27 protein-coding genes and 1 riboswitch are annotated in these 26,103 nt (G+C 35.3%); of the genes, 12 read left to right on the top strand and 15 right to left on the bottom strand.

Features of this window, described 5'->3' with window-relative positions:
* Positions 1 to 26 precede the first annotated feature (26 nt).
* Positions 27 to 1,343 carry an adenosylhomocysteinase gene (gene ahcY / locus C8P67_RS05545; RefSeq protein ID WP_115811224.1) on the bottom strand — a complete coding sequence of 439 codons (1,317 nt, stop codon included), beginning with the start codon at positions 1,341 to 1,343 and terminating at the stop codon, positions 27 to 29.
* 308 nt (positions 1,344 to 1,651) lie between these two features.
* Here ahcY and C8P67_RS05550 point away from each other — a divergent pair, with 308 nt between their 5' ends.
* The 6 genes from C8P67_RS05550 to C8P67_RS05575 all read left to right on the top strand — a co-directional run bounded on the left by C8P67_RS05550 (position 1,652) and on the right by C8P67_RS05575 (position 8,667).
* Positions 1,652 to 2,284, top strand: a complete 633-nt coding sequence (locus C8P67_RS05550; RefSeq protein ID WP_115811226.1) for a 4'-phosphopantetheinyl transferase family protein — start codon at positions 1,652 to 1,654, stop codon at positions 2,282 to 2,284.
* 84 nt (positions 2,285 to 2,368) lie between these two features.
* Entirely contained in the window at positions 2,369 to 3,094 is a 726-nt protein-coding gene (locus C8P67_RS05555; RefSeq protein ID WP_115811228.1) for a geranylgeranylglyceryl/heptaprenylglyceryl phosphate synthase, read from the top strand.
* A gap of 5 nt (positions 3,095 to 3,099) precedes the next feature.
* Positions 3,100 to 3,732 (top strand): nicotinamide riboside transporter PnuC, encoded by a 633-nt coding sequence (gene pnuC / locus C8P67_RS05560; protein WP_115811230.1) that lies wholly within the window; start codon positions 3,100 to 3,102, stop codon positions 3,730 to 3,732.
* Positions 3,684 to 5,810, top strand: coding sequence for a DUF4301 family protein (locus C8P67_RS05565; protein WP_115811232.1), 2,127 nt, complete (start codon positions 3,684 to 3,686; stop codon positions 5,808 to 5,810). Before pnuC ends, C8P67_RS05565 begins: the two co-directional genes overlap by 49 nt.
* Positions 5,811 to 5,813: 3 nt before the next feature.
* Entirely contained in the window at positions 5,814 to 6,218 is a 405-nt protein-coding gene (gene arfB, locus C8P67_RS05570) for an alternative ribosome rescue aminoacyl-tRNA hydrolase ArfB (RefSeq protein ID WP_115811234.1), read from the top strand.
* A 250-nt stretch (positions 6,219 to 6,468) separates the two neighbouring features.
* Complete coding sequence (locus C8P67_RS05575; protein WP_115811236.1) at positions 6,469 to 8,667, top strand: TonB-dependent receptor; 2,199 nt, start codon at positions 6,469 to 6,471, stop codon at positions 8,665 to 8,667.
* 181 nt (positions 8,668 to 8,848) lie between these two features.
* Here the strand turns inward: C8P67_RS05575 and C8P67_RS05580 are convergent, their stop codons facing one another.
* A complete protein-coding gene (locus C8P67_RS05580; protein WP_115811238.1) occupies positions 8,849 to 9,271 on the bottom strand; it encodes a hypothetical protein in 423 nt (140 codons plus the stop codon).
* 167 nt (positions 9,272 to 9,438) lie between these two features.
* On the opposite strand from C8P67_RS05580, the gene greA reads away from it, so the two are divergent.
* The 3 genes from greA to C8P67_RS05595 all read left to right on the top strand — a co-directional run bounded on the left by greA (position 9,439) and on the right by C8P67_RS05595 (position 11,622).
* Complete coding sequence (gene greA / locus C8P67_RS05585; RefSeq protein ID WP_115811934.1) at positions 9,439 to 9,915, top strand: transcription elongation factor GreA; 477 nt, start codon at positions 9,439 to 9,441, stop codon at positions 9,913 to 9,915.
* Positions 9,916 to 9,983: 68 nt separating this feature from the next.
* Positions 9,984 to 10,373 carry an HIT family protein gene (locus C8P67_RS05590; protein WP_115811239.1) on the top strand — a complete coding sequence of 130 codons (390 nt, stop codon included), beginning with the start codon at positions 9,984 to 9,986 and terminating at the stop codon, positions 10,371 to 10,373.
* Positions 10,374 to 10,455: 82 nt separating this feature from the next.
* Positions 10,456 to 11,622 (top strand): transglutaminase domain-containing protein, encoded by a 1,167-nt coding sequence (locus C8P67_RS05595; protein ID WP_170141416.1) that lies wholly within the window; start codon positions 10,456 to 10,458, stop codon positions 11,620 to 11,622.
* A 12-nt stretch (positions 11,623 to 11,634) separates the two neighbouring features.
* On the opposite strand, the gene C8P67_RS05600 is transcribed toward C8P67_RS05595, so the two are convergent.
* A complete protein-coding gene (locus C8P67_RS05600; protein WP_115811243.1) occupies positions 11,635 to 12,789 on the bottom strand; it encodes a sensor histidine kinase in 1,155 nt (384 codons plus the stop codon).
* A 231-nt stretch (positions 12,790 to 13,020) separates the two neighbouring features.
* Here C8P67_RS05600 and C8P67_RS05605 point away from each other — a divergent pair, with 231 nt between their 5' ends.
* The 3 genes from C8P67_RS05605 (at position 13,021) to aat (ending at position 15,065) form a co-directional block, all read left to right on the top strand.
* The gene (locus tag C8P67_RS05605; RefSeq protein WP_115811245.1) at positions 13,021 to 13,908 is read left to right on the top strand and encodes a flavin reductase family protein; all 888 of its coding nucleotides are present in this window, start codon (positions 13,021 to 13,023) and stop codon (positions 13,906 to 13,908) included.
* 22 nt (positions 13,909 to 13,930) lie between these two features.
* A complete protein-coding gene (locus tag C8P67_RS05610; protein ID WP_115811247.1) occupies positions 13,931 to 14,305 on the top strand; it encodes a DUF3127 domain-containing protein in 375 nt (124 codons plus the stop codon).
* 121 nt (positions 14,306 to 14,426) lie between these two features.
* Positions 14,427 to 15,065, top strand: a complete 639-nt coding sequence (aat, locus tag C8P67_RS05615; protein WP_115811249.1) for a leucyl/phenylalanyl-tRNA--protein transferase — start codon at positions 14,427 to 14,429, stop codon at positions 15,063 to 15,065.
* Between the two features lie 83 nt (positions 15,066 to 15,148).
* On the opposite strand, the gene C8P67_RS05620 is transcribed toward aat, so the two are convergent.
* The 12 genes from C8P67_RS05620 to C8P67_RS05675 all read right to left on the bottom strand — a co-directional run bounded on the left by C8P67_RS05620 (position 15,149) and on the right by C8P67_RS05675 (position 25,894).
* Positions 15,149 to 15,859, bottom strand: coding sequence for a HesA/MoeB/ThiF family protein (locus tag C8P67_RS05620; protein ID WP_115811251.1), 711 nt, complete (start codon positions 15,857 to 15,859; stop codon positions 15,149 to 15,151).
* A gap of 61 nt (positions 15,860 to 15,920) precedes the next feature.
* Positions 15,921 to 17,063: a 2-iminoacetate synthase ThiH gene (thiH, locus tag C8P67_RS05625; protein WP_115811253.1), complete on the bottom strand. Its 1,143-nt coding sequence runs from the start codon at positions 17,061 to 17,063 to the stop codon at positions 15,921 to 15,923.
* 107 nt (positions 17,064 to 17,170) lie between these two features.
* Complete coding sequence (locus tag C8P67_RS05630) at positions 17,171 to 17,947, bottom strand: thiazole synthase (protein WP_115811255.1); 777 nt, start codon at positions 17,945 to 17,947, stop codon at positions 17,171 to 17,173.
* Complete coding sequence (locus C8P67_RS05635; protein ID WP_115811257.1) at positions 17,928 to 18,566, bottom strand: thiamine phosphate synthase; 639 nt, start codon at positions 18,564 to 18,566, stop codon at positions 17,928 to 17,930. The genes C8P67_RS05630 and C8P67_RS05635 overlap by 20 nt, the downstream gene beginning before the upstream one ends.
* Entirely contained in the window at positions 18,559 to 19,341 is a 783-nt protein-coding gene (locus C8P67_RS05640) for a hydroxymethylpyrimidine/phosphomethylpyrimidine kinase (protein WP_115811259.1), read from the bottom strand. The genes C8P67_RS05635 and C8P67_RS05640 overlap by 8 nt, the downstream gene beginning before the upstream one ends.
* A complete protein-coding gene (locus tag C8P67_RS05645; RefSeq protein WP_115811261.1) occupies positions 19,314 to 19,925 on the bottom strand; it encodes a thiamine phosphate synthase in 612 nt (203 codons plus the stop codon). Before C8P67_RS05645 ends, C8P67_RS05640 begins: the two co-directional genes overlap by 28 nt.
* A 55-nt stretch (positions 19,926 to 19,980) precedes the next feature.
* Entirely contained in the window at positions 19,981 to 21,804 is a 1,824-nt protein-coding gene (gene thiC, locus C8P67_RS05650) for a phosphomethylpyrimidine synthase ThiC (protein WP_115811263.1), read from the bottom strand.
* Between the two features lie 189 nt (positions 21,805 to 21,993).
* Complete coding sequence (gene thiS, locus C8P67_RS05655) at positions 21,994 to 22,200, bottom strand: sulfur carrier protein ThiS (protein ID WP_115811265.1); 207 nt, start codon at positions 22,198 to 22,200, stop codon at positions 21,994 to 21,996.
* A gap of 66 nt (positions 22,201 to 22,266) precedes the next feature.
* Positions 22,267 to 22,361: riboswitch (TPP riboswitch) on the bottom strand.
* A 134-nt stretch (positions 22,362 to 22,495) separates the two neighbouring features.
* Entirely contained in the window at positions 22,496 to 23,305 is an 810-nt protein-coding gene (locus C8P67_RS05660; protein WP_115811267.1) for a hypothetical protein, read from the bottom strand.
* A 58-nt stretch (positions 23,306 to 23,363) separates the two neighbouring features.
* Positions 23,364 to 23,939: a DNA-3-methyladenine glycosylase I gene (locus tag C8P67_RS05665; protein ID WP_115811269.1), complete on the bottom strand. Its 576-nt coding sequence runs from the start codon at positions 23,937 to 23,939 to the stop codon at positions 23,364 to 23,366.
* Entirely contained in the window at positions 23,939 to 24,667 is a 729-nt protein-coding gene (locus tag C8P67_RS05670) for a hypothetical protein (RefSeq protein WP_115811271.1), read from the bottom strand. The genes C8P67_RS05665 and C8P67_RS05670 overlap by 1 nt, the downstream gene beginning before the upstream one ends.
* Positions 24,668 to 24,835: 168 nt before the next feature.
* Complete coding sequence (locus C8P67_RS05675; protein WP_115811273.1) at positions 24,836 to 25,894, bottom strand: Ppx/GppA phosphatase family protein; 1,059 nt, start codon at positions 25,892 to 25,894, stop codon at positions 24,836 to 24,838.
* Positions 25,895 to 26,103: the final 209 nt, after the last annotated feature.

Here is a 26,103-nt window from a genome sequence, read left to right on the forward strand (position 1 = left end):
ATCGCCAATCAGCAATCTAAAATCTTCTAGTATCTATAATATTCTGGTTTGAAAGGACCTTGAACTTCAACGCCGATATAAGCAGCTTGATCGTCACGTAAAACTTCCAATTCAACTCCTAATTTAGCCAAGTGCAAAGCAGCAACTTTCTCATCCAAATGTTTTGGTAACATGTACACTTCATTTTTGTATGCAGCACTGTTTTTCCATAATTCGATTTGAGCCAAAGTCTGGTTTGTAAATGAGTTACTCATTACAAAACTTGGGTGACCTGTTGCACAGCCAAGGTTTACCAAACGGCCTTCAGCCAAAATGATAATGTCATTTCCGTTGATAGTATATTTGTCAACTTGTGGTTTGATTTCGATTTTTGAAGCACCGTGAGTTTTGTTCAACCAGGCCATGTCAATTTCGTTATCAAAGTGCCCGATGTTACAAACAACAGTTTTGTCTTTCATTTGTTCGAAATGACGGCCAAGAACGATATCTTTATTTCCAGTAGTTGTAATGATGATATCAGCATTAGCAATTACGGTATCTAATTTTTTAACTTCATAACCGTCCATTGCAGCTTGTAAAGCACAAATTGGATCGATTTCAGTAACAGTTACGATAGAACCAGCACCTCTAAAAGAAGCAGCAGTTCCTTTTCCAACATCACCGTATCCACAAACGATTACTCTTTTTCCAGCTAACATTAAGTCAGTTGCACGACGAACAGCATCAACTGCAGATTCTTTACATCCGTATTTGTTATCAAATTTAGATTTAGTAACAGAGTCATTAATGTTGATTGCAGGCATTGGAAGAGTTCCAGCTTTTACTCTTTCGTAAAGTCTGTGAACACCAGTAGTAGTTTCTTCAGACAATCCTTTAATTCCAGGAACCAATTCTGGGAAACGATCGATAACCATGTTAGTTAAATCTCCACCATCATCAAGGATCATGTTCAATGGTTTTCTGTCTTCACCAAAGAATAAAGTCTGCTCGATACACCAGTCAAAAGATTCTTCGTCAAGACCTTTCCAAGCATAAACTGAAATTCCAGCAGCAGCAATAGCAGCAGCAGCCTGATCCTGAGTAGAGAAAATGTTACATGAAGACCAAGTAACTTCAGCACCAAGAGCGATTAAAGTTTCGATCAAAACTGCAGTTTGGATAGTCATGTGCAGACATCCAGCGATACGCGCACCAGCAAGTGGCTGCTCATCTTTATATTCAGCACGAAGCGCCATTAAACCTGGCATTTCAGCTTCAGCCAATTCAATTTCTTTTCTTCCCCAAGCCGCTAGAGAAATGTCTTTTACTTTGAAAGCCACATATGGCGTAGTCGTTGTACTCATTTATAGTATATTTGTATAATTGTAAAATTTTTGCAAATTTACATAATAACTTATGATTTAAAAAGCGTTCGGGAATATTTATGATTTGTTTAATTTCGTAATCTTTTGAATTTTAAGGAAATAATTTTATTTGAAGCTAATCCTGCTGTCCACTATATCTTTTGTGGTCTCATTAGAAAAAACGATACCATAAAAGGGAATTGTGAAAACAATTCAAGCATCAGGGCTAAAAACACCAGATAGTCAATAATAAGTTTTGTTTCAAAAATGATAATTTATAATTCACCATTTATAATATTAAAAAAAGAATGCCTTTATTCAAAACTATAAACGTCAATCCTACAACACAAATCCTGATTTGGAAAGTTACTGAATCCTTTGATGAATTAGTGGACAAAGTAGTTTTAAAAGAAAAAACACAGCTTAGGCTAAACGGAATGAAATCCGAAATGCATCAACGTGCTTTCTTAAGTGTGCGTATGCTGATTCAAGAAATAGGAATTTCAGATTATGATCTGCATTATGATGAATTTGGGAAACCGTATTTAGATGACCATCGTTACATTTCAATTACACATTCTCACAATTTTGCTTCGATAATCATAAGTGAAGAAACGGTTGGAATTGATATGGAACTGCAGCGTGAAAAAATTATCCGCATTGCCGATAAATTCATTGATTATGAATTCGATTATTTAAAAGGAGAACCTTTAGAGCAATACATAAAAAAACTTACCGTAATCTGGGGCGCCAAAGAAGCGATCTTTAAAATTAGGAACGAAAAAGGCATCAGTTTCAAAGATCATATTCGGGTAAAACCATTTGCTTTATCCCAAAAACAAACGCAAGCTTGTCTTCTTTTTGATGATTTAGAGATAAAGTTTCAGGTAAATTATCTGGAAATAGAAAACTTCACTTTGGTTTACGCTTTTGAAAAATAGTTATCAGTCAGAAATACTGAATTTCTGGAAGAAAATATTTTTGTGCATCTTTGCGTTACCTTTGAGATCTTTCTGAAATAATTTATGACATCAATTTATACCCAAATTCTTCAATCCAAGCTTGAAAAGCGAAAATTGCTCGCAATACTTTTAGATCCTGATAAAATTCATTGGGATGATTTGGGATATTTAATCGAAAAAATCAATCAGTCGCCAGCAACCCATATTTTTATTGGCGGAAGCCATGTTGAAAATAATATTCTGGACGATCTGATTATTACGTTAAAGCAAAAAATAAACTTGCCTATTGTTCTTTTTCCTGGAAATCCATCTCAAATTTCAAATCACGCAGACGCTATCTTGTTTTTGTCTTTAATTTCAGGGCGAAACTCAGATTATTTGATTGATCATCAAGTAGAAGCTGCGCCAATTTTAAAGAAAACAAAACTCGAAATAATTTCAACAGGATATATGCTTATAGAAAGCGGGGGAGAAACTGCTGTAGAACGTATTAGTAAAACTAAACCGCTGGACAGAACCAATCTCGATTTCGCTCTCGCTACCGCTCAAGCAGGAGAAATGTTGGGCAATAAATTAATTTATTTAGAAGCAGGGAGCGGGGCCAAACAAGCTGTTCCTTTGGAAATGATTCAGAAAATCGCACAAAATATTGAAATTCCGCTTATTGTTGGCGGCGGGATTATAGAATTGCAGGGAATTCAAAATGCCTACAAAGCCGGAGCTGACCTAGTTGTTATAGGAACAGCGTTTGAAAATGATGCCGATTTTTTTAATATGGATAAAAAATAAAATATATGTTTGACTACTTGTTCGCACAGTACAATGAATATCCAATTCACGAAGTTTACTTAGAACTTACTGCAGTTTTTTTTGGGCTGTGGAGTGTTTGGTGCGCCAAGAAGGATCATATTTGGGTTTTTCCAACAGGGCTGATAAGTACATCAATTTATGCATATTTACTTTGGCAATGGAGTCTTCTGGGAGATTCTATGATTAATGTGTATTATTTTATAATGAGCATTTATGGATGGTATCATTGGACTAGGAAAAAGGATAATATCGATGAATTTCCAATTTCAACGATGAACGGTAAAGAGAGGATAATGGCTGTGATTATTTTTGTATTAACTGTTGTTTTTGTGGTCATTGTGTATCTTTATTTTAATAAATTTGCCAGCTGGTATTCCTATTTGGACACCATATTGACAGCGATATTTTTTGTTGGAATGTGGCTGATGGCCAAAAGAAAAATCCAAAACTGGATTTTTTGGATTGTAGGAGATTTACTTTCTATACCGCTTTATTTGGCAAAAGGATATACCTTTACAAGCTTTCAATATATAATATTTACAATTATTGCCGTTTACGGTTATTTAGAATGGAAGAAAATCTTAAACAGCTCACAAAATCTGGAGCTTCACCAATAATAAAAATTGCCGTTTTTGGGCCGGAATCTACAGGTAAAACTACTTTGGCTACACAGCTTGCAGAGTATTATCAAACAGTTTGGGTTCCCGAATTTGCTCGTGGCTATCTACAGGAGAAATTAGATAGCGGCCGTGGCATTTGTGATATTGACGATATGCTGCCTATTGCTTATGGACAGACAAAACTGGAAAATGAGAGTGCATTAATTGCGAATAAATATCTTTTTTGTGATACTAATTTGTTAGTAACAAAAGTCTTTTCTGAACTGTATTATAATTTTTGTGATTCGTTATTGGATAAGGCTGCCCGTACGCATCAATACGATTTGTTTTTTTTGACGGATATTGATGTGCCTTGGGAAGACGATGGTTTGAGAGACAGTCCAGAAGGAAGGGAAAGCGTTTTTGAAGTCTTTAAACAATCTTTGATTGATAATAAAAAACCTTTTATTACTATTTCTGGAGATAAAGAAACCCGCTTAAAAAAAGCTATCAGTATTGTAGAGGATTTAACGATGGCTTTGCAGATGGGATTTACCTCTACTGATTTTTTACAAATTCATCACCACGGCATTCCGCTGGAAAATGTAAAAAGACAGCTTCGTATTTTCAATGAAGGAATTCAGAAAATTATTTTGGTAAATCCTGCAACTATAAATAATGGGATTCTAAAATTATCGGATACTGATTTTGAACAAAAAGTCAATTTTTTTGATGCCAATAAATCAAACCTAAAATTGCAAAAATTTGTTCCTGCATCTGGTGCAGCCACAAGAATGTTTAAATTTCTAAATACTTTTTTGAATGATTTCGATTTAGGAAATGAAACTATTAATGCTTACATCAATAGAAAAAAAGATACTGAATTGTCTCTTTTTATCGTTGGGATGGATAAGTTTCCTTTTTTTGCAGCAGTAGATAAAAAATTACAGGAAATATATCCTAATTTTAATACGTTAGCTCGTGACTATAAAAATTATTATTTTATAAAGACACTTTTGTCGGCTCAATATTTTGATTTTGCTAACAAGCCTAAGGGAGTTCTTCCTTTTCATAAGTACCCTGCATCAATTGCCACTCCGATTGAAGAACATTTACATGAATGTGCTTTTTATGCTACAGCTAATAATGAATCAAGTTTGCATTTAACGGTTTCTGAGAATCATCAAGATCAGTTTGAAGATATTATAAAAGAAGTAAAAAATAAAATTGAAATAAAATCAAATTCAAGTATTGAAGTCAGTTATTCGTTTCAAAAAAAGGGAACTGACACTATTGCTGTAGATTTAAAGAATAAACCATTTCGTGATGAGAGGGGAATGTTAGTTTTTCGGCCTGGCGGGCACGGAGCTTTAATTGAAAATCTAAATGGAATTGATTCTGATATTGTTTTTGTTAAGAATATAGATAATGTAATTCAAAATAATGTTCATAAGATTTCCTTCTATAAAAGAGGGTTGGCTGGGATTTTATTAGAACTTCAAAATCAAATTTTCTTATATTTAAAGGAATTAGATGAACTTGAAATAAATTGTGAAAAAATAGATGAGATTTTGATTTTTCTCAAAGAACAATTAAGTATTGAGGTGAATGAAGATTTTTATAAATTCAAACTTAAAAACCAAGTCAGTAAATTAAAAGAAATATTGGATAAACCTATTCGTGTTTGCGGGATGGTCAAAAATGAGGGAGAACCTGGCGGGGGGCCTTTTTGGGTAAGAGGAGTTGATGGCAGGCTAACATTGCAGATCGTTGAAACTTCGCAAATTGATTTAAAAAATAGTGAACAATCGAAACTACTCGGAAATGCTACTCATTTTAATCCCGTAGATTTGGTTTGCGGATTAAAGAATTATCAAAATCAAAAGTTCGATTTACGACAGTTTATAGATCCAGAAAGTGGTTTTATTGTATATAAAAATCATGCTGGGATTGATTTAAAATCCTATGAACTTCCTGGACTGTGGAATGGTGCAATGGCCAATTGGCTTACTGTTTTTGTTGAAGTTCCTCTGTTTACTTTTAATCCCGTAAAAACAGTTAATGATCTATTAAAACAGGCTCATCAGCCATTATAGGAAATGGAAATTCAAGCCATTCTTTCAGAACTGAAATATAGAGCGGTTAGAAGCAGCGGTGCTGGAGGACAAAATGTTAATAAAGTTTCGTCCAAGGTTGTGCTGACTTTTGATCTGCGCAATTCAATGGCATTATCCGAAGAGGAAAAATTAGTTTTGGAAACCAATTTAAAGCACAGATTAACTTCAGATTTGATTTTGATTCTGAATTGTGATGAAGACCGAAGCCAGCTCAAAAATAAAGAAATAGTTACCAAACGATTTTTGGATATTTTAAAGAAAGGATTGTATGTCCCGAGAGAACGCAAGCCCACCAAAATTCCAAAAGCTGCAATAAGAAAAAGAATTAAAGACAAAAAGAATATTTCTGAAATTAAGCAGTCACGCAGAAAACCCAATTTAGACTAATGTTTTTATTGGAATTTGATTTTTGAAATTGTTATTGATTTTTGCAATTTTTAATATTACTTTTGCATTGTCTCAAAGGGGTGCTCTAAATAACGAGCTGAGATCATACCCAAAGAACCTGGGCAGGTAATGCTGCCAAGGGAAAAAACGACAAAAAAATAGCGTTTACACTATCTATTTGCCGTAGAACAGCCATTTATTAATTTAAACAAAAGAATAATTACCCCTTTTATTCGTAAATCATTTACGGATGAAAAATCTATTTTTTAAAAAGAATCAAAGGTCAAAAGCTGAAAAAACAAAGAAAATTTTTTTTTTAATATCTTGTTCGTTTCTTCTGGTTTCTGCTTTATCTAGTGCGCAGCAAGCCCAAAAAGATACAACAAAGGTCAATCAATTAGATGAAGTGCTGGTTTCGGCGCTGAGAGTTACTACAAAAACACCAGTAAGTTTTTCTAATATGAGTAAAGAAGAATTGGCAGCGCGAAATCTGGGTCAGGATATTCCGGTGTTAATGAATTACCTGCCTTCTGTGGTAACGACTTCAGATGCTGGTAATGGTCTAGGTTATACAGGAATTCGTGTTCGCGGCAGTGATGCGACTCGTGTCAATGTAACGATTAACGGAATTCCTTATAATGATTCAGAAAGTCATGGAACTTATTGGGTAAATATGCCTGATTTTGCTTCTTCGGTACAGAGTTTACAGCTGCAACGCGGTGTAGGAACTTCTACAAACGGTGCTGGTGCTTTTGGAGCGAGTCTGAATATGCTGACAGATAGTTATTCCCAGAAAAGTACAGGAGAAATTTCGAATTCCTTCGGAACTTTTAATACACATAAACATACAGTAAAATTCAGCACTGGTCTGATGAATGATCATTTTGAAATTGCGGGACGTTTATCGGCTTTAAAATCGGATGGTTATATAGATAGGGCAAGCAGTGATTTAAAATCGTATTTTCTGCAGGGAACTTATGTAGGGAAAACTACTTTGATAAAAGCCTTGACCTTTGGCGGTACCGAAAAAACGTATCAGTCATGGAACGGCATTGATGCCGATAAATTGGCAGATGATAGAACTTACAACTCTGCTGGAGAATTTATTGATGAATTTGGAAAAACTCGTTACTATGATAACGAAACTGATAACTACCAGCAAGATCATTATCAATTGCATTGGAACGAAAAAGTATCTGATAACTGGAGCACAAATTTAGCTTTTCATTACACTAAAGGAACAGGTTATTATGAGAATTATAAATATAATGAACCAGTAGAAGGATATGGAGCAATTGAGCCTACTAAAATGGTTGAAAATAGTGATGGAGATTTAGTCCCAGGTACTGATTTAATTCGTCAAAAATGGCTGGATAATGATTTTTATGGAACTACTTTTTCGGTAAATTATAAAGCAGATAAACTAGATGTAATTCTAGGGGGCGGATGGAATAAATACGAAGGAGATCATTTTGGAAAAGTAATCTGGTCTAGATATGCTTCGAAAAGCGAACTGGGAGATCATTATTACGATGATTTTGCCACCAAAAGTGATGGAAATGTTTTTGCAAAAGCCAATTATCAATTGTTAGAGAATTTAAGTATTTACGGAGATCTGCAATACCGCAATGTACGATATAAAGCTAATGCAGCAGAAACGGGTTTGGTTGATGATAATTTTAATTTCTTTAACCCAAAAGCTGGATTTACATTTAATGTTAATGAAAAAAACGCATTATATTTTTCATATGCCACAGCAAATCGTGAACCTAACAGAACGGATTATGAAGGAGGTACTGGTGTAAGGCCTGAAAAACTAAATGATTATGAACTGGGCTGGAGATTGAAATCAAAAACGATTCAGATTAATTCTAATGTATATTATATGAAATATAAAGATCAGCTGGTTTTGACAGGAGAACTGGATGATGTTGGTTCGCCAATACGCAAGAATAGCGGCGATAGTTATAGATTAGGATTGGAAGTTGATGCGGTTATTAAATTTGGACAGAAGTGGTCTATTTCACCAAACTTTACACTAAGCAGTAATAAAAATGTTGATTTTGTTTCTGATGCCACAGGAAGTTTAGTTGATTTAGGGAATACTAATATTGCTTATTCTCCTGATTTTATTGCAGGAAATATTTTGACTTTTGCGCCAATAACTGCCTTAAGAATAAGCTGGCTGTCTAAATTTGTAAGTGAACAATACCTTAATAATATTGATGATAAAAGCGGTAAATTGAAAGATTATTTTGTAAATGATTTAAATGCTTCTTATGAAATAAAAATGAATTCAGTTTTCAAATCGATAGGAATTAATGTTTTGGCTAATAATATATTTAATGTTGATTATGTTTCTAACGGAGTTGATTATGGAGGAGGTTATGTTTATTATTTTCCGCAGGCTAGAGCTAATTTCTTGGCAGGATTAACTTTGAAGTTTTAAACAGGAAAATTTAATAATCTTCAGGATTTTTTAAAATTAGAAGAATGCTGTGGGTCATGGGTGAGGGATAGAAGCTGGCTGCCGAAGCAGCGCGTATAGCCCGACAGTATACAATAAAGGGAGCGGATCACCAGTGCGATGATTTGCTCCCTTTATTGTATGGTGGCACGCCCTAGTAGTATTAATTATACACCCGGACAAGGGTTTCACTTACTACCTGGACAAGGTATTGCTTCATAGGATAGGTTACGGCTGTAGTTCCTTGACCTGTAAATAGATTATATTCTTTACTGTCACACGCACAAAGCGCATTGATTCCTTTGAGGGTCATAGTAGAACAGCTGCTTATTTCCTGATTAGGACAGGCAGCATCAAAAGCATTGTATCCTGTGCCAGTATTAAAAACGAATATGCCTTTTACACCTGCATCTGAATAATAAATACCATTACCAGGACTTTTAAGGTTTGCATACAGCGGCAAATTCAGGTTAAGATCTACTGAAAAAGTGTAATTTGGAATATAAGGATTTTTATTAGAGTTTTCATTGTCGCTGCATCCCAGGAAAAATAGCGATATGATAAGCAGTAGAATGTATTTTTTCATTATTTAAAATTAAGTCCGAGGAATTAGTTAAACAAATTTAATTTATTTAACTTTGAAATTATTATGATTAACATATTATTGTAAACTAAAAATAAAAATACACTATCTTTGTGAAAAGAAATCCCGTCCTGATGGGATTTTTTCTATTTTATATAAATGAGGAAATTATGAGCGCAATATCGTATTACACAGCGGACGGATTAAAAAAATTAAGAGAAGAGTTAGATTATTTGAAAAGCGTGATGCGTCCAAAAGCATCGCAGGATATAGCAGAAGCAAGAGATAAAGGAGACTTATCAGAAAATGCAGAATATGATGCAGCCAAAGAGGCACAGGGAATGCTTGAAATGAGAATTGCAAAACTGGAAGAAATTCATGCCAATGCAAGATTAATTGATGAGTCTAACTTGGATTTGTCAAAAGTATTGGTTTTGTCAAATGTGAAAATCAAGAACCAGACCAACGGAATGGAAATGAAATACACATTGGTAGCCGAGAGCGAAGCCGATTTAAAAACCGGTAAAATATCAGTTACTTCTCCTATCGGAAAAGGTTTGTTGGGCAAAAAAGTAGGCGAAGTTGCCGAAATTACTGTGCCTAATGGTGTTTTGAAATTTGAAATCCTTGAAATTTCAAGAGAATAGTTTTTTTAACTGTTTAACCGTTAATTTGTTTAATCGGTTAAACGCTTTAACGATTAAACAAATAAATAATGAGTACCATTTTCAAAAAAATAATTGACGGAGAAATTCCTTGCTACAAAGTGGCTGAGGATGAAAATTTCTTAGCTTTTTTGGATATAAACCCAAATGCTAAAGGGCATACGCTTTGTATTCCAAAGAAAGAAGTGGATAAGTTTTTTGATATGGAAGATGATTTATATCTAGGTTTGATGGCTTTTTCCAAAAAAGTAGCGATTGCACTAGAGAAAACAGTTCCTTGTTTACGAGTAGGAGTGGCTGTAATAGGTCTCGAAGTGCCTCATGCACACGTTCATTTGATTCCGTTGAATGAAATGGGCGAAATGACTTTCAGACACAAAGTAAGTTTAACAAAAGAAGAGTTTGAAACATTAGCGAGTAGTATTCAAGCAAATCTGTAAAAAATATAAAGGCTCAAAACACAAATCTTTTTAAGAAATATTCTAAAGGTTTGTGTTTTTTTATGCTTAAAAATGAATGATTATGAAGCGTATATTTTTGTTTTTACTATTTACGAGTATGAGTTTTGGTCAAACGAAGAATCCTTATGTTTTGATTGATGCAAAAATGGACAAAATTCCGTCGGATTTAAGTACTTCAACAGATGGAATTGCCAAATATATTAATGAAAACTTTAAATCGGAAAATGATAAAATCCGTGCTGTGTTTTATTGGACTGCATCAAATATCAGCTATGATATTGAGAACATTGCATCCATCGACTTCTCTGAAGTTTCTCCAGATAAAATTAAAAATACATTACTAACAAAGAAAGGTGTCTGCATTCATTATGCTGAAGTTTTTAATGATATTGCTCAAAAGGTGAACATCAAATCCTATATTGTTGGTGGATATACTAAGCAAAATGGTAAAGTAGACGTACTGTCACATGCTTGGTGCGCCGCAAAAATTAATAATACTTGGTGGCTGTTTGATCCAACTTGGGGTGCAGGTTATGTTCAGAATATGAAATTCTTTAAAAGACTAAATAATCTCAATTATAAGGTGGCTCCAAGTCAATTTATTGCAACACATATGCCGTTCGATTATTTATGGCAGTTTTTAAATTATACCGTCACCAATCAGGAATTTATCGATGGAAAAACTGAGATAAATAAGACCAAGCCAAAGTTTGATTTTGCAGGTCAAATTGAAGAATATGACCGAATGTCAGAAGTTGATAAGGCAAGAACTGCTTTGATCCGAATTCAGAATAACGGTGTCAAAAACAAATTGATTCAGGAAATGATTCACTTTAAAAAGAGTGAAGTGGATGCTGTGCAAAATAACGATGCAATGGCAAAAATGAAGGACATCAGTGATGAATATAATCAGGCGGTAGCACAGTTTAACGATTTTATTATGTATAGAAATAATAAATTTAAACCGGTTTTACCTGATGAAGCGATCAAAGAAATGATTCTGGCTCCAAAGCAGAAAATACTGGATTGTCAAAACCGAATTTATAAGATTGGTAAGTTTGATGATAATAATCTGGCGTATGTAAAATCATTAAAAAAATCAATAATCGATATTTTAAAGCAGATAGAAGAACAGGAAAAATTCGTAAATGATTATATGAGTAAAAGTAAATCGGCTCGAAAAGGGATGTTTACGAAAATAACGTGGTTTGGAGTTCCTTTACGTTAATAGTAGTTTTGTTTAAGAGTTGTTATTTTTTAAAAATACAATCTGCATAGTAGTTCCTTTCCCTATTTCAGAGTGCAGTACTTTCACTGAGCCTTTGTGATATTCCTCAACAATTCTTCGGGTTAAAGAAAGCCCTAATCCCCAGCCTCTTTTTTTGGTAGTAAACCCCGTTTCAAAAACCCGCTGAAATTCTTTCTTAGGAATGCCGTTTCCAGTATCAGTTACGTTTATCTTTATATGTCGATTGTCCTCTTCAATTACTAAGGATAATTTTCCTCTTCCCTTCATTGCATCAATGGCGTTTTTAACTAGATTCTCTATCGTCCAACTGTGTAAAGTTGGATTTAAAAAAATGTTTAAGGGTGTCGTTGGACCTTTAAAAGAAAAGTCTATTTGGTTAGAAAAGCGGGAAATTAAATAATTATAGGATTGTTTCGTTTCTTCAACGACGTCTTTTAATTCTAATTTGGGTTCTGAACCAATTTTAGAAAACCGATCAGTAATGGTCTGTAAGCGTTCAATATCTTTTTCGATTTCTGTAGTGATAGATTCATCGATATTATCCAGTTTCAAAATCTCCAGCCAGCCTATCAGTGAAGAAAGTGGTGTCCCTATCTGATGTGCAGTTTCTTTGGCCATTCCTGCCCATAATTTATTTTGAGTAGCAACTTTATGATTGAGATAAAAATTGTAAATCAGGATGCCGCAAAGAATAATAATCAGCGATAAGGCTATTGGATAATATTTCAGTTTTGCTATTAAGGAAGAATTCCCGTAGTACAATTCCTGGTGTTTTCCAGGGGCGTAAATGATTTTGATAGGGTCGTTTTCGTTTTTTAATTCGTTTAGATATGCGGCAGTCTTGGTCTTATTTTTAAGGATGTCTTCGTCAATATTTTTAGAAGTAATAATGCTGTCATTTTCGATCAGAATCACTGGAATAGTAGTGTTGTTGTCAAAAATTTGAAGAGGTAAGTCAACCTCAGTGTTTTCCTGAGCATTGATTAAAGTTTTTGTAGCAGTTGCCCAAAGGTTCATTTTTATCCGTTCCTCATTTTTGAAAATCTGAAAAAAAGTATAAGTGTTCCAAAGGATAATCGTAATTATCGCAAATGATATAAAAATAATAATCCAGCGGATAGGATTGCTGTTTTCCGTAAAATTCATAACAGTAAATTTGTGGTATAAATATAACGAAATAATGAACTTCAGATTGTGCTTGCTTTTAAAATCACTATTATTTGCAGCTAATCCTGCTGTCCACTATATCTGTTGTCCCGAACCCCGGGACAACAGGATGCCGTTCCCATCAGGGCTAGGGCATTTGTGGTCATAAGATATTTATATTTTATCCAGAATCCTGATGCTAATTTGTTATTTTTGTTCAAATAAAAAGTTATGATTAGCATTGATCCAAAAAGCATTGATACGGTTAAATTACAGGGCTATTTACAAAGTTCAGTAGGACCTCGGCCTATTGCTTTTGCGAGTACAATTGGCAAAAACGGGATTCCAAATTTGTCGCCTTTTAGTTTTTTTAATGTGTTCAGCGCGAATCCGCCGGTACTGATTTTTTCGCCCGCAAGGCGTGTAAGAGACAATACAATTAAGCACACCCTGATCAATGCCGAAGCTACAGGCGAAGTCGTTATCAACGTGGTAAATTATGATATGGTGCAGCAGACTTCATTGGCAAGTACTGAGTATGCCGAAGGAGTTGACGAATTTTTAAAAGCAGGTTTTACACCAGTACCTTCAGTTGCTATAAAACCTTTTCGGGTAAAAGAATCACCAGTACAATTTGAGTGCAAAGTGACCCAGATAATTCCTTTGGGAACAGAAGGCGGAGCAGGAAATCTAATCCTTTGCGAAGTAGTTCATATACATATCGATGAAGCCATTTTAAACGAAAATGGAACTATCGACCAGCATAAAATTGATTTGGTTTCCCGATTGGGTGCCAATTGGTATTCCCGTTCCAATCAGGGACTGTTCGAAGTGCCGAAACCGCTTACAACACTAGGGGTTGGGGTAGATGCTATTCCTGATTTTGTTAAAAATAGCTCTGTTTTTAATGGAAACGATTTAGGAATGTTAGGTAATATTGAAGCCTTGCCTACTACTGAAGAAGTTAGTATATTTGTAAAGCAAAATTTTGCTGTAAAGGCAGTTTTGAGCTCCGATGACCTTGAAAAACAGCACTTGGAAGCCAAAAAATATCTTTTACAGAATGATGTAATTTCGGCATGGAAAGTGCTTTTAGCCAAAAAAATAAAATCAAAGTAACAATAATTAAATAAAAAAGAAGATGGAAGTAATTGGGAAAATTAAAGTTGTAAATCCAGAGCAACAAGTAAGTGCGGCATTCAAAAAAAGAGAATTGGTTGTTACTACTGATGAGCAATATCCACAGCATATTTTGGTTGAATTCACTCAAGATAAATGTGATTTGTTAAGTAATTATAATATTGGTGAAGCGGTAAAAGTTTCAATCAATTTAAGAGGAAGAGAATGGGTTAATCCACAAGGAGAAACTAGATATTTTAATAGTATTCAAGGTTGGAGAATCGAAAGATTAGCTGCAGAAGCACCAGCTCAGCAAGCACCTCCAATGCCAGCTGCTCAAGCTTTTGCTCCAGCAACTAACTTGAACGAAGAAGAAGCAGACGATTTGCCATTCTAAGAAAAAAGAAGGCAGAAATCAGAATTTAGAAATCAGAAGTTTGAGTTTACTTGAATTTCTGATTTTTTTTATTTGAATTTTCCATTGCCATTGCCATTGAAATTGATTTTTAAAATTGAAAATGTATTACCTATCACCTGATTTGTTTTTTCCTCCCGTTTCCCACGCCAATAGTGATGGGATACTTGCCATTGGTGGTGATTTGTCTCCAGAGCGATTGCAGCTTGCGTATCATAGTGGCATTTTTCCTTGGTTCAATGAAGGCGAACCCATTATTTGGTGGTCGCCCAATCCCCGAATGGTATTGTTTTTAGACGATTTGATTGTCTCCAAAAGCATGCGAAATATCCTCAATCGGGATGTCTTCAAAGTGACTTTTAATCAAAATTTTCGGGATGTCATTTCCAATTGCCAGCAAGTAAAACGCGACGGACAAACAGGAACTTGGATTACTAATGAAATGATCGAAGCCTATTGCAAACTCAATGAATTAGGAATAGCAAAGGCGGTTGAGGTCTGGCAAAACGATGAGTTGGTTGGCGGTTTGTACGGTATCGATTTGGGACATGTTTTCTGTGGTGAAAGTATGTTTTCGTTGGTTTCCAATGCTTCCAAAGTAGCGTTTATCAGTTTAGTTAATCAACTCAAAGAAAAGAATTACAGCTTATTGGATTGCCAGGTTTACAATGAACATTTGGAAAGTTTAGGCTGTAGGGAAATTAAACGGGAAGATTTTATGTCAATTTTAAAAAGAAAATGACTTTACCATATAAGGCATGTAAGGTCATATAAATTATCGCTCTTTTGCATACCAACTTAAATGAACTTATATGCCTTATATGGTTAAAATTTCAGTTTCGTAAAACTCCAATTCAAAGTGCTGAACAATACTAATTCATTTTTCAATGTTGGTAAATCCATAATCAGTTTCAAAGTTTCGTGTGCCATCATCGTTCCAATCATACCTGGCAAAGTTCCCAATACACCATTAAAACTGCAATTAGGCACATCATCAGGATTAGGAGGTTCCGGAAATAAATCCCGCAAATTTTTACTTCCCTGATGATTAAAAACTGCCAACTGACCTTCAAAACCTAAAATACTTCCATAAACCAAAGTTTTTTTTAGAGCCACACAAGTGTCATTTACCAAATATCGGGTGGCAAAATTATCGGAGCCATCTACTATAAAATCAAAACCATCAATAATTTTTGAAGCATTAGCGAGTGTTATTTTTTCTTCAAAAGCTAAAACAGTAATCAGCGGATTTAACTTTTCGATAGTCGCTTTGGCTGTCGTAGCTTTAGGCAATCCCACTTGGTCTTCAGTATATAAAATTTGCCGATGCAGATTATGAATCTCAATTTTGTCAAAATCAACAATGCCTATAGTTCCCACTCCAGCGGTGGCAATGTATTGCAAAATAGGGCAACCCAAACCACCGGCACCAATTACCAAAACTTTGGATTTTTTGAGTTTTTCTTGTCCCAAATCACCTATTTCTGGCAGTATCGTTTGTCGGTTGTATCGTAAAAATTCTTGTATAACACTCATTTTGTTTAAGTCTTAAAATTAGGAAAGTCAAAAGTTGGAAAGTCTAAGTATTAAAGCTTTTTTAGGCTTTAAGGCTTTCGACCTTTGACTTTTGACTAAATGTTCTGTCCCAATCTTTCCAAACGGGTTCATATCCTTTTTGAGAAATGATTTCTGCAATTTCAGCAGCCGAACGTTCATCACTAATTTCGAATTGCTCCAGCGATTGCGGGTCAACTACATAGCCTCCTGGATTGGTTTTTGATCCTGCACTCATACTCGTTGTGCCAAGCGGAATAATATTGTTCCTGAATTTTTCATTCTCGCGAGTCGAAATGGAAATTTCCAAATCTTCATTCCACAATCGATAGGCGCAAATAAGCTGAGCCAAATCTTTGTCATCCATAATGAAATTGGGTTCAATGATGCCTTCTGCAGGGCGTAGTCTCGGAAATGAAACCGAATATTTGGTCTGCCAATACGTTTTCTGCAAATAATCCAAATGCAAAGCATTGAAAAAACTATCGGTGCGCCAGTCTTCCAGACCTAGTAAAACTCCTAGACCTATTTTATGGATTCCAGCTTTTCCAATTCTGTCGGGTGTGTCCAATCGAAAATCAAAATTTGATTTTTTGCCTTTGGTATGGTATTTTTTATAAACTTCCTGATGATACGTTTCCTGATACACCAAAACTGAATACACTCCGACAACTTGCAAACGCTCATATTCTTCTTGTGAAAGAGGCTGTACTTCGACCGAGATTATCGAAAAATCATTTCTGATTTGTTCAATAGCGTTTAGAAAATAATTGATATTTACGGTATAATTGGCTTCTCCGGTAACCAGCAATACATGATCAAATCCTGCTTTTTTTAAGGCTTCCACTTCTAATACGATTTCATTTTCGGTCAATGTTTTTCGTTTGATTTTGTTGTCTAAACTAAAACCGCAATAGGTGCAGATATTTTGACATTCATTACTCAAATACAAAGGCGCATACATTTGAATTGTTTTGCCAAAACGCTTTTTGGTAAGCTCGTGGCTTATTTGTGCCATTTGCTCTAAATATGGCTGTGCAGCTGGTGAAATCAGAGCCAGAAAATCATCCAGATTACGTTTACCTTTTGCCAAAGCCTGTTCGACTTCTTTCGCAGTAGTTTGATATATTTTGGATTGGATAGTGTCCCAATCATATTGTTCAAAAACCGATTTAAATGTTTTCATATTGTGATGGTTTTTACCGCAAGGTTCACAAAGTTTAATGTCTAAAGTTAAGTTCGCAAAGCTTTGCGAACTTTGCGCAAGCCTTTGCGTTCTTTGCGGTTAAATATTTACTCATATAAAAAAGTCGTCAAAGGACTAGAAGCGATAGCGTGTTTATATTGTTGTCCCAGTTTGGCTTCGAAAGCTTTTCGTCCTGCAATAACCGCTTCTTTAAACGCTTCGGCCATTAATTTTGGGTTTCCGGCAACGGCAATCGCAGTATTTACCAAAACGGCATCAGCTCCCAATTCCATCGCTTTTGCTGCATCTGATGGAGCGCCAATTCCAGCGTCAATAATTACTGGTACATTACTTTGGTCAATAATAATTTCTAAAAAATCTACTGTTTTCAATCCTTTATTACTTCCGATAGGCGAACCCAAAGGCATCACAGCTGATGTTCCGGCATCTTCTAAACGCTTGCACAAAACAGGGTCTGCATGTATGTAAGGCAAAACAATAAATCCTAGTTTCGCCAGCTCTTCAGTTGCTTTGAAGGTTTCGATTGGGTCGGGCATCAGATATTTTGGATCTGGGTGTATTTCTAGTTTCAGCCAATTGGTTTCTAATGCTTCTCTTGCTAATTGAGCTGCAAAAATCGCTTCCTTGGCATTTCGAGCACCAGAAGTATTCGGCAGTAAATTAATTTGCGGATGTTGGAGATGCGCTAGAATTGCATCTGTTTCGGTTTCTAAATCGATACGTTTCAAAGCCACCGTGACCAATTCGCTTTCTGAGGCCAAAATAGCTTCTTCCATTTGCAGATTGGAACCAAATTTTCCAGTTCCCAAAAACAGTCTGGATTGCAGTGTTTTGTCTCCTATTTTAAATAATGACGTTGCCATATAATTTTTCGTTAAGTTCTGTAATGAGTTTGCTTTTTTGATCGCTTTTGGTGATAATGCCCGAAATAGCAATACCGTGAATCCCAGTCTGTACTAGGTTTTCTAAATCTTCAAGGGTTATGCCTCCAATAGCGTACAGCGGTATTTCAATTCCTGAATCTTTCATTTTGTCGATGATGGAGCGGTAACCATCTAAACCAATTATCGGACTCAAATTACTTTTGGTTTTGGTAAATTTAAATGGGCCTAAACCAATATAATCACAGCCATTATTTACTTGTTTCACTATGTCTTCAAATGTATTTGCCGTAGCGCCGATAATTTTGGTTTTGCCCAATATGGCTCTGGCCTCAGCAACCCCCATGTCAGAAAGTCCCAAATGAATGCCATCAGCATTGAATTGTTTGGCCAGATGAACATCGTCGTTGATGATGAAATTGGCGAGGTATTCTTCGCATAAAAATTTTACAGATTCAGCCAAGGCAAAAGCTTTTTTTGGCTTTTGATGTTTAAATCGCATTTGAATCCAATCGCATCCGTTGTCTAATGCGCTATGAATATTATACAATTGCTCTTCGACGCTTTCTCCTTGAGAGATATATTGCAGTTTGTTATACATGGTGGAATCCTAGTTTAGTTGAGTTGGATAATAAATAGTTTTCAGTATATATTTTTGCTTTTTCGCAAGCTGTTTTTAAGTTTTGTTCCAATGCAATGTTGGCGGTTATTGCCGCAGATAATACGCAACCCGATCCGTGTTTTTCATAGCATTCAATAGTTTTGGGTAAAAGCTGATGAATTTCATTATCAATGTAGAGATAATCAACGCCCATTTCATTTGGATTGTGACCTCCCTTCAATAAAACTGAACAGATAAAATCTTCATTTGACTCTCTTCGTATGGGCGACAATGAACTGATGAAGCAGGAGAGCCGTGTGAAGTCTGGAAAAATGATTTTGATTTCATCATAATTTGGTGTAATTAAATCAACCTGATTTAGAATTTCATTCAAATCCTGACGATTTCCAATAGTTGTAAAATCAAAATTAGTAGAGGATTTTAAAACGGTATCCCAGACAATTTTTGTTTTTGGTGAAAGTCTTTTGATGGCAAAAACTATTTCTTTCAAATACTCTAATGAAGGCACGATTCCTATTTTAACTGCATTAATTGTATAATTCATAAATAGTTTTTCCAATGATTTCAGAACAAATGCCAAATCTGTCCATTGCATTTCAAAGAACTCGTTTTCGGTCTGGATGGTATTGCCGGTATTAATAGCAAAACCATATACACGATGCTGTTCGAATGTTTTGATATCTGCCAATACTCCAGCTCCGGCTGAAGGGTCAAAACCAGCGATAGTTAATACGATTGGACGATTTGCTGACATGATTTAAAGTTTTCGATTGGATTATTTCGATTCCAAATGGTTCCTAACAGGGCTACATTGTCGAATCCGTTTTTTAATGTTTGTTTTATGTTTTTTGATTCTATTCCCCCCAAAGCAATAAGCTTTGTGGTATAATTATTTCTGTTTTTAACAGCTTCAAACATATCTGTTTTTGAGAAGTAATTTTCTTTAGAAATACTTGGATAAACTGGGCTTAAAAAAGCATATTCAAAAACGTTTTCCAAAGCATTGAAGTCTTCAATAGTATGAACGGAAGTTGATAAATGAAAACCGTTTCTTGTATAGGTATCAAATGGTAGTTTGCTAGGTAACATTAGGGTTACTTTTCGTTTGCTTTCACTTATGTGGATACGTTTTATATTGAATTTTTCGGCTAAACAATGGTAATTATGCAATACTAAGCGTTCTCTATAATTATGATTTATATCAGAAAGAAATTGTTTCATTTCTGTTTCACCAAAATTAGGTTTCCGAATATGAAGTAACTCCAATCCGTTCTCAAAAAGAGAATGAATAGTGCAGATTTCATTAGCTATTGAAATTGGATTGGTGATTACGATCATTTTTCTACTCAGATTTAGAAAGTTTAATTTCTTTTTTCTTTGCTCTATTTTCTATTTAAATATAAATCTCTTTTCCTTGTTCAATAAACTCTTCTGATTTGGCCGCCATACCTTTCTCAGCTTCGGCAACATCACGGATTTCCTGTGATATTTTCATTGAGCAGAATTTTGGTCCGCACATTGAACAGAAGTGTGCTACTTTGGCCCCATCAGCAGGTAGGGTTTCATCGTGGAATTCTCTTGCCGTATCAGGGTCTAACGATAAATTAAACTGATCTTCCCAACGGAATTCGAAACGGGCTTTGCTTAAGGCATTGTCGCGATATTGCGAGCCAGGATGACCTTTGGCTAAGTCGGCGGCATGTGCAGCAATTTTATAAGTGATAACGCCGTCTTTTACATCTTTTTTGTTAGGTAATCCAAGGTGTTCTTTTGGAGTTACATAACACAGCATTGCACAGCCGTACCATCCAATCATTGCCGCTCCGATTGCCGAAGTTATGTGGTCGTAACCTGGAGCAATATCAGTTGTTAATGGTCCTAAAGTGTAGAATGGCGCTTCATCGCAATGCTCTAATTGTTTGTCCATATTTTCCTTAATCATGTGCATCGGCACGTGACCTGGTCCTTCGATGAAAACTTGTACATCGTGTTTCCATGCGATTTTTGTCAATTCACCAAGAGTTTCCAATTCGGCGAATTGTGCGGCATCATTGGCATCTGCGATGGAGCCGGGGCGTAAACCATCTCCCAAAGAGAAAGCGACATCGTATTGCTTCATTATTTCGCAGATTTCTTCGAAATGGGTGTAGAGGAAGTTTTCTTTGTGATGGAATAAACACCATTTTGCCATAATTGAACCGCCTCGGGAAACAATTCCGGTAACACGATTAGCAGTTAAATGGATGTAACGCAATAAAACTCCGGCGTGAATAGTGAAATAAGAAACTCCTTGTTCGGCTTGTTCGATTAAGGTGTCACGGAATACTTCCCAAGTCAGGTCTTCGGCGATTCCGTTTACTTTTTCGAGGGCTTGGTAGATTGGCACAGTTCCAATTGGTACTGGTGAGTTGCGGATGATCCATTCTCGGGTTTCGTGGATGTTCTTCCCGGTGGACAAATCCATAATGGTGTCGGCTCCCCAACGGCAGGCCCAAACGGCTTTTTCGACTTCTTCTTCGATGCTTGATGTTACGGTGCTATTTCCAATATTAGCATTGATTTTCACCAAAAAATTACGTCCAACAATCATTGGTTCGCTTTCGGGATGGTTGATGTTGTTTGGGATAATGGCACGACCTCTGGCTACTTCGCTACGAACAAATTCGGCTGTGATTTTTGATTTTGGTGTATTGGCCCCAAAACTATGACCTGCGTGTTGGCATTGCATGGCTTTCGTTTGCTCATTCAATTGCTCGATGCGTTGGTTTTCACGAATGGCAATGTATTCCATTTCGGGAGTGATGATGCCTTTTTTTGCATAATGTAGTTGGGAAACGTTGGCTCCTTTTTTGGCACGCATTGGTTTATGTAAATACTCAAAACGTAAATGATTCAATTTTTCGTCATTCAAACGCGATTTGCCATAATCAGAAGTGATTTCGGTTAGTTCTTCTACGTCGTTACGGTCTAGAATCCATTGTTCGCGGATACGTGGCAATCCTTTGCGGACATCGATGTTAATGTTTGGGTCGGTATATGGTCCCGAAGTGTCATAAACAGTTACAGGTGGGTTTTGTTCGATTCTTCCGTTGGTTAATTTGGTGTCGGCTAGTGAGATTTCACGCATGGCGACTTTTATCGGGTGGATTTCTCCTTCGATATATACTTTTTTGGAGTTTGGAAAAGGCGTTATTGAGATTTTTTCTTCGTTGTTCATAGTTTGATTTTTTATGTCTGATATGTAGTTTCTTGTACTGAAAATATAAAGTTCTTGGTTTGCAGTTGCCCGCGTGAGGGATAGGAGCTGGCTACCGTAGTAGCGTGGATAGCCCGACCGCATTGAGGAAAGGGGCTGTATAAGCGGTGCTATGTTTTAGCCCCTTTTCTCAATGGGGTCACGCCCGAATTATCCTCCTTGTGTGGCGGAAATGATTAAGATGTCGTCGGTTTCTTGAATGAGGTGGGTATTCCAATTGGATTTTGGAATTACGGTATTGTTGATGGCTAGGGCAATTCCGTTTTGTTTTTCGGGAATTTCCATGTCAAGAAGTGCTTGTACAGTGAGACTGTCAAGAGGGAATTGTTTGGTTTGATTGTTGATTTTCAGTTCCATTCCTTTAGAATTTAGTATGTAATTATACTTTAGGAATGGCTGTAATTGCGCACAGATGTGCGGCAAAGAAGTCATCTTACTTTTTCCTACGCTAGTATGAACTAGATCAGGTTCGAGGGTAAAATCTCAGCCTGCGATTGCAGACACCCCTAAAGTGTGAAGCAAATGTATATAATTTATTATAAAGAAATGCGTATGAGATTATTTTTTAACCAAAAAGCATGCTAAAGTTATTTTTAGCATGCTTTTTATATAATTTAAAATTGAAACCTTTTAAAGATTCTTTCGCGTTTTACTATTCGTAAAAATATTGTGTAATGAATGTAGTTGGGGTATTGTTGAGATTTATGTCGTTGTATTTTCTCTCTTTTAAAAAATTGTTGGCATCATAAGATAAAATATAATTTCTTGTTTGGTCGGGATGATGTGTAAAATGAATGCCATCTGTTGTGCTTTTAGAGGAAATAGTTCTTTTATTGATATTGTTTAATGAAGATGTATCGCTGAATTCAATTTTATTAAGTCCTATAGCGGTTGCTGAAGGATTTTTTTTATTATCATATTCATAAATAGTAGTAGTAATGCTTGTTGTTCCGTCAAAATAAGTGTAAGTACTAAGTTCTTTTATCAAATTACCATTTGTAAAGGTATATATATTGTTGGCAGTTTTTGTTTCTATATTAGTGCTTGGGTCTATACTGAAGCGTTCTTCTAAGATGGTTCCATCAGATTTAGGGGTATAAACAGTTCTTAATTTACTGTTAGTTGAAACTCCATTTGACTTACTTGTATAGTTTTCAACACTGCCTCTAAGATTGTTGTTTTCATAAGTGTAATCGATAATGCTTACGATTGTACCGTCTTCATAGCCCGTTACCTTTGTGATTAGGTCGCCAGTGTAAGTATAGATATACTTGTAACCATTGGAATAAGCTATCTCTGATATTTTATTGCCGTTGTAATTAATGATGCCAGTTTGGGTATTTGAGCCTTCTATATTAATGAACTTTTTAAGAAGGATTGTTTGTTCTGTATTATTGTCGTCTTTGGTACAGGCTGTGATAGTGAACAAAAAAATGCTGAGAAGTGTAATTGCTTTTTTCATAAAGGAAGATTGTTTTTTTTTGCAAATGTAGTCTTTTTTTGTAAAAACAAAACTCTGGTTAGATGTGATTATTGTTTGTTTTCTTCCAGCAATCTTCCACGTGATCGTTGACCATTCCAGTGGCTTGCATATGAGCGTAAACTACTGTAGAGCCTACGAATTTGAATCCGCGTTTTTTTAAATCCTTGCTGATTGTATCGGAAAGTGGAGTAGTGGCTTGGACTTCTTTTAGTGATTTACGTTGGTTGTCAATTGGTTTTCCGTCAACGAAACCCCAGATGTATTTAGAAAAACTGCCGAATTCTTGTTGAACTTTTATAAAAGCCTGAGCATTTGAAATGGCGGAATAAACTTTGAGTTTGTTTCTGATAATACCTACGTCCAGTAGTAATTCCTGTATTTTATCTTCGGAATAGCTGGCTATTTTTTTATAGTCGAAATTGTCAAAGGCTTTGCGGAAATTTTCTCTTTTGTTGAGTATGGTAATCCAGCTTAAACCGGCTTGGAAAGTTTCCAGAAGCAGGAATTCGAATAGTTTGGTGTCCTCATACACGGGAACGCCCCATTCTTCGTCATGATATTTTTTATATAAATCGCTGGAAAGACACCAGCCACATCTTATAGGTTCTTCCATTAGTCCTTACCAATTTGCCAATAGTATCCTTTTACAGTTGGAATATGAGCAGAACGTCCTATTAGGTATAAATCGGTATATAATTTCTTTTCATATTTGATGCCTATGGCACCGCCTGATGTGTACATTCTGTTTTTTTCAAAACGCACTTTGAGCCTTCCGTCATTAAATTTTGCATCTGACATTTTTTCAACAAGCCAAGTAGTTTTCCATTTAATGTCCAGTTCATTATCTGATATTTTGGTAACAGTTTTAACTAACTGTATTGCTTCTTTGGGAATGTTAAATTGGCGTTGCAAGTCTTCCTGCGTCATTACTTTTCCGATTTCACATTCGTTTAAAATCTTTTTGATGTAAACAAAAGACGGTGCTTTCGCTTTCTTAATTGCGGGTTTTTGAGAAGGAATACTATTATCGGGTGTCTTAGCTGTGTTGTCTATAGGTGTTTCTACAGACGTTTCGGCAACTGTTTCTTCTTCACCTCCAGTTTCCTCTTTTTTCTTGAATTTTTGTTTTCTTAAAATGGAGTTTTTGACAGCTCTTACACTGTCCTCTTTCGATTTATATATTGTGTCATTTTTTTGAGACTCAGGAATTGCAGGGGCGGTCTGCTCGTAATTTGGTTCTTTTTGCTGTTCTAATTGGTGTTCTTCAGTTTCTTTGTTTTTACCACAGCTAAATAGTACTGTAAGTATTATGAAGGAGAATAAAATTTTAAAATTTGACATAGCTAATGTGTTAAGATACTGTAACAATTTTTCAAAAATAATCTATTTTTTGAATCTAATATAGTGCATTGTAAAAAAAAATCTTAGGCTTGCTTTAAATAAATAAGGCTGTCTTTTTTAAGACAGCCTTGAATTTGTTTTTCTATAATATTTTACGATACAGCTAAATTAATAGATTTGTTTAACTCCTTTAGCACTGTCGAATACATAACTTACTAACCAGGCAATCTGACCTTGTTTAGCAAAAAATATTTTTTTGTTTTGTATGTTTGGCAGAACTTCTAATGAAGTTTCCAAAAGATTAAATGCTGCAATTAAATATTTTTGTTGGTATGTTTTTAATACTTTTTGCATTTCAGGATTCGTTTCTGCATTTGTCACGAATCTTTGGTAATTATTCTCTGCAATTGTTCTAATTGCTAAAATATCATCATATTGTATTTGCGTGAAGTTTTCTTCCGCTTTTATTCCTGTTAAAAGTGTGTAGAATGCCCAAGCTGCTCCACCAGAGATGTATACATTGCTTTTGTCTTGTGATTCTGCACGGCTGGTGTACATTTTTTTGAAACTCTCTCTGATAGTAGGTAAATAGTCAAAAAGATTTTCATTAAATTCAAAAACAGTTTTTTGTTTACATTTTTTATTGATAATCTCAGTCAAAGTAACAGTTCCTAAATCGCAGGAAATTGGGAAGAATACAGAAGCACCGTTGATGTCTTTTGCATATCCTCCTTTTGTATTACCTCCACCTATATCGATAATAACAGAGCTTAAATAGTTTTTAGGAGGGATACATCCTCTTAAAAGTAATTTTGCCTCTAAAGAAGAAGAGATGATTTCTATCTTTTTGTTAGTAAGGGTCTTGATTTTTACAACTAAATCATTCGTATTGTTTGCTAAACCTACCCCAGATGATGCTACAATAAAGATATTTTTGTCTTCAATTTTGTATTCATTAAGCATTTTTTTGTAATTGTTGTAAACTACATCTCCTGCTTTTTCAATATCTTCCTGTAATAGAGATCCTTCGATCCCAATACCAGCAGCAATTCCAACGTTTTCAGTCCAAAACTCTTTTACATCGTAAGTATTCCTTTTGATGCTTTCGACATCGAGAACAGTCATTTTGATTCCTTTACTTCCTATTTCTATTCCTCCATAAAGCTGTGCTTGTGTAGAATAGGAAAGCACAAAGCAAATTATTAAATAGTAGATTTTTTCTTTCATATTGTAATTATTTTGGGGTTTCTTAGAATTGCAAATCTATATTAAAAATTGAATAATCCGCTTGTTTTGTGTTTTTTTTTAAAAAAAAAGTTTTTGTAAAATTTTTCCAAACCTTTTCTATTTGTTTTTAAAATGTTTTGTGAATGTTTACAAAATGTTTTGTTTTTTAACTGTTTACTTGTTGCTTAATTCAAAAAATAATATACTTT

The sequence above is a fragment of the Flavobacterium aquicola genome (assembly GCF_003385115.1).
GTDB lineage: Bacteria > Bacteroidota > Bacteroidia > Flavobacteriales > Flavobacteriaceae > Flavobacterium > Flavobacterium aquicola.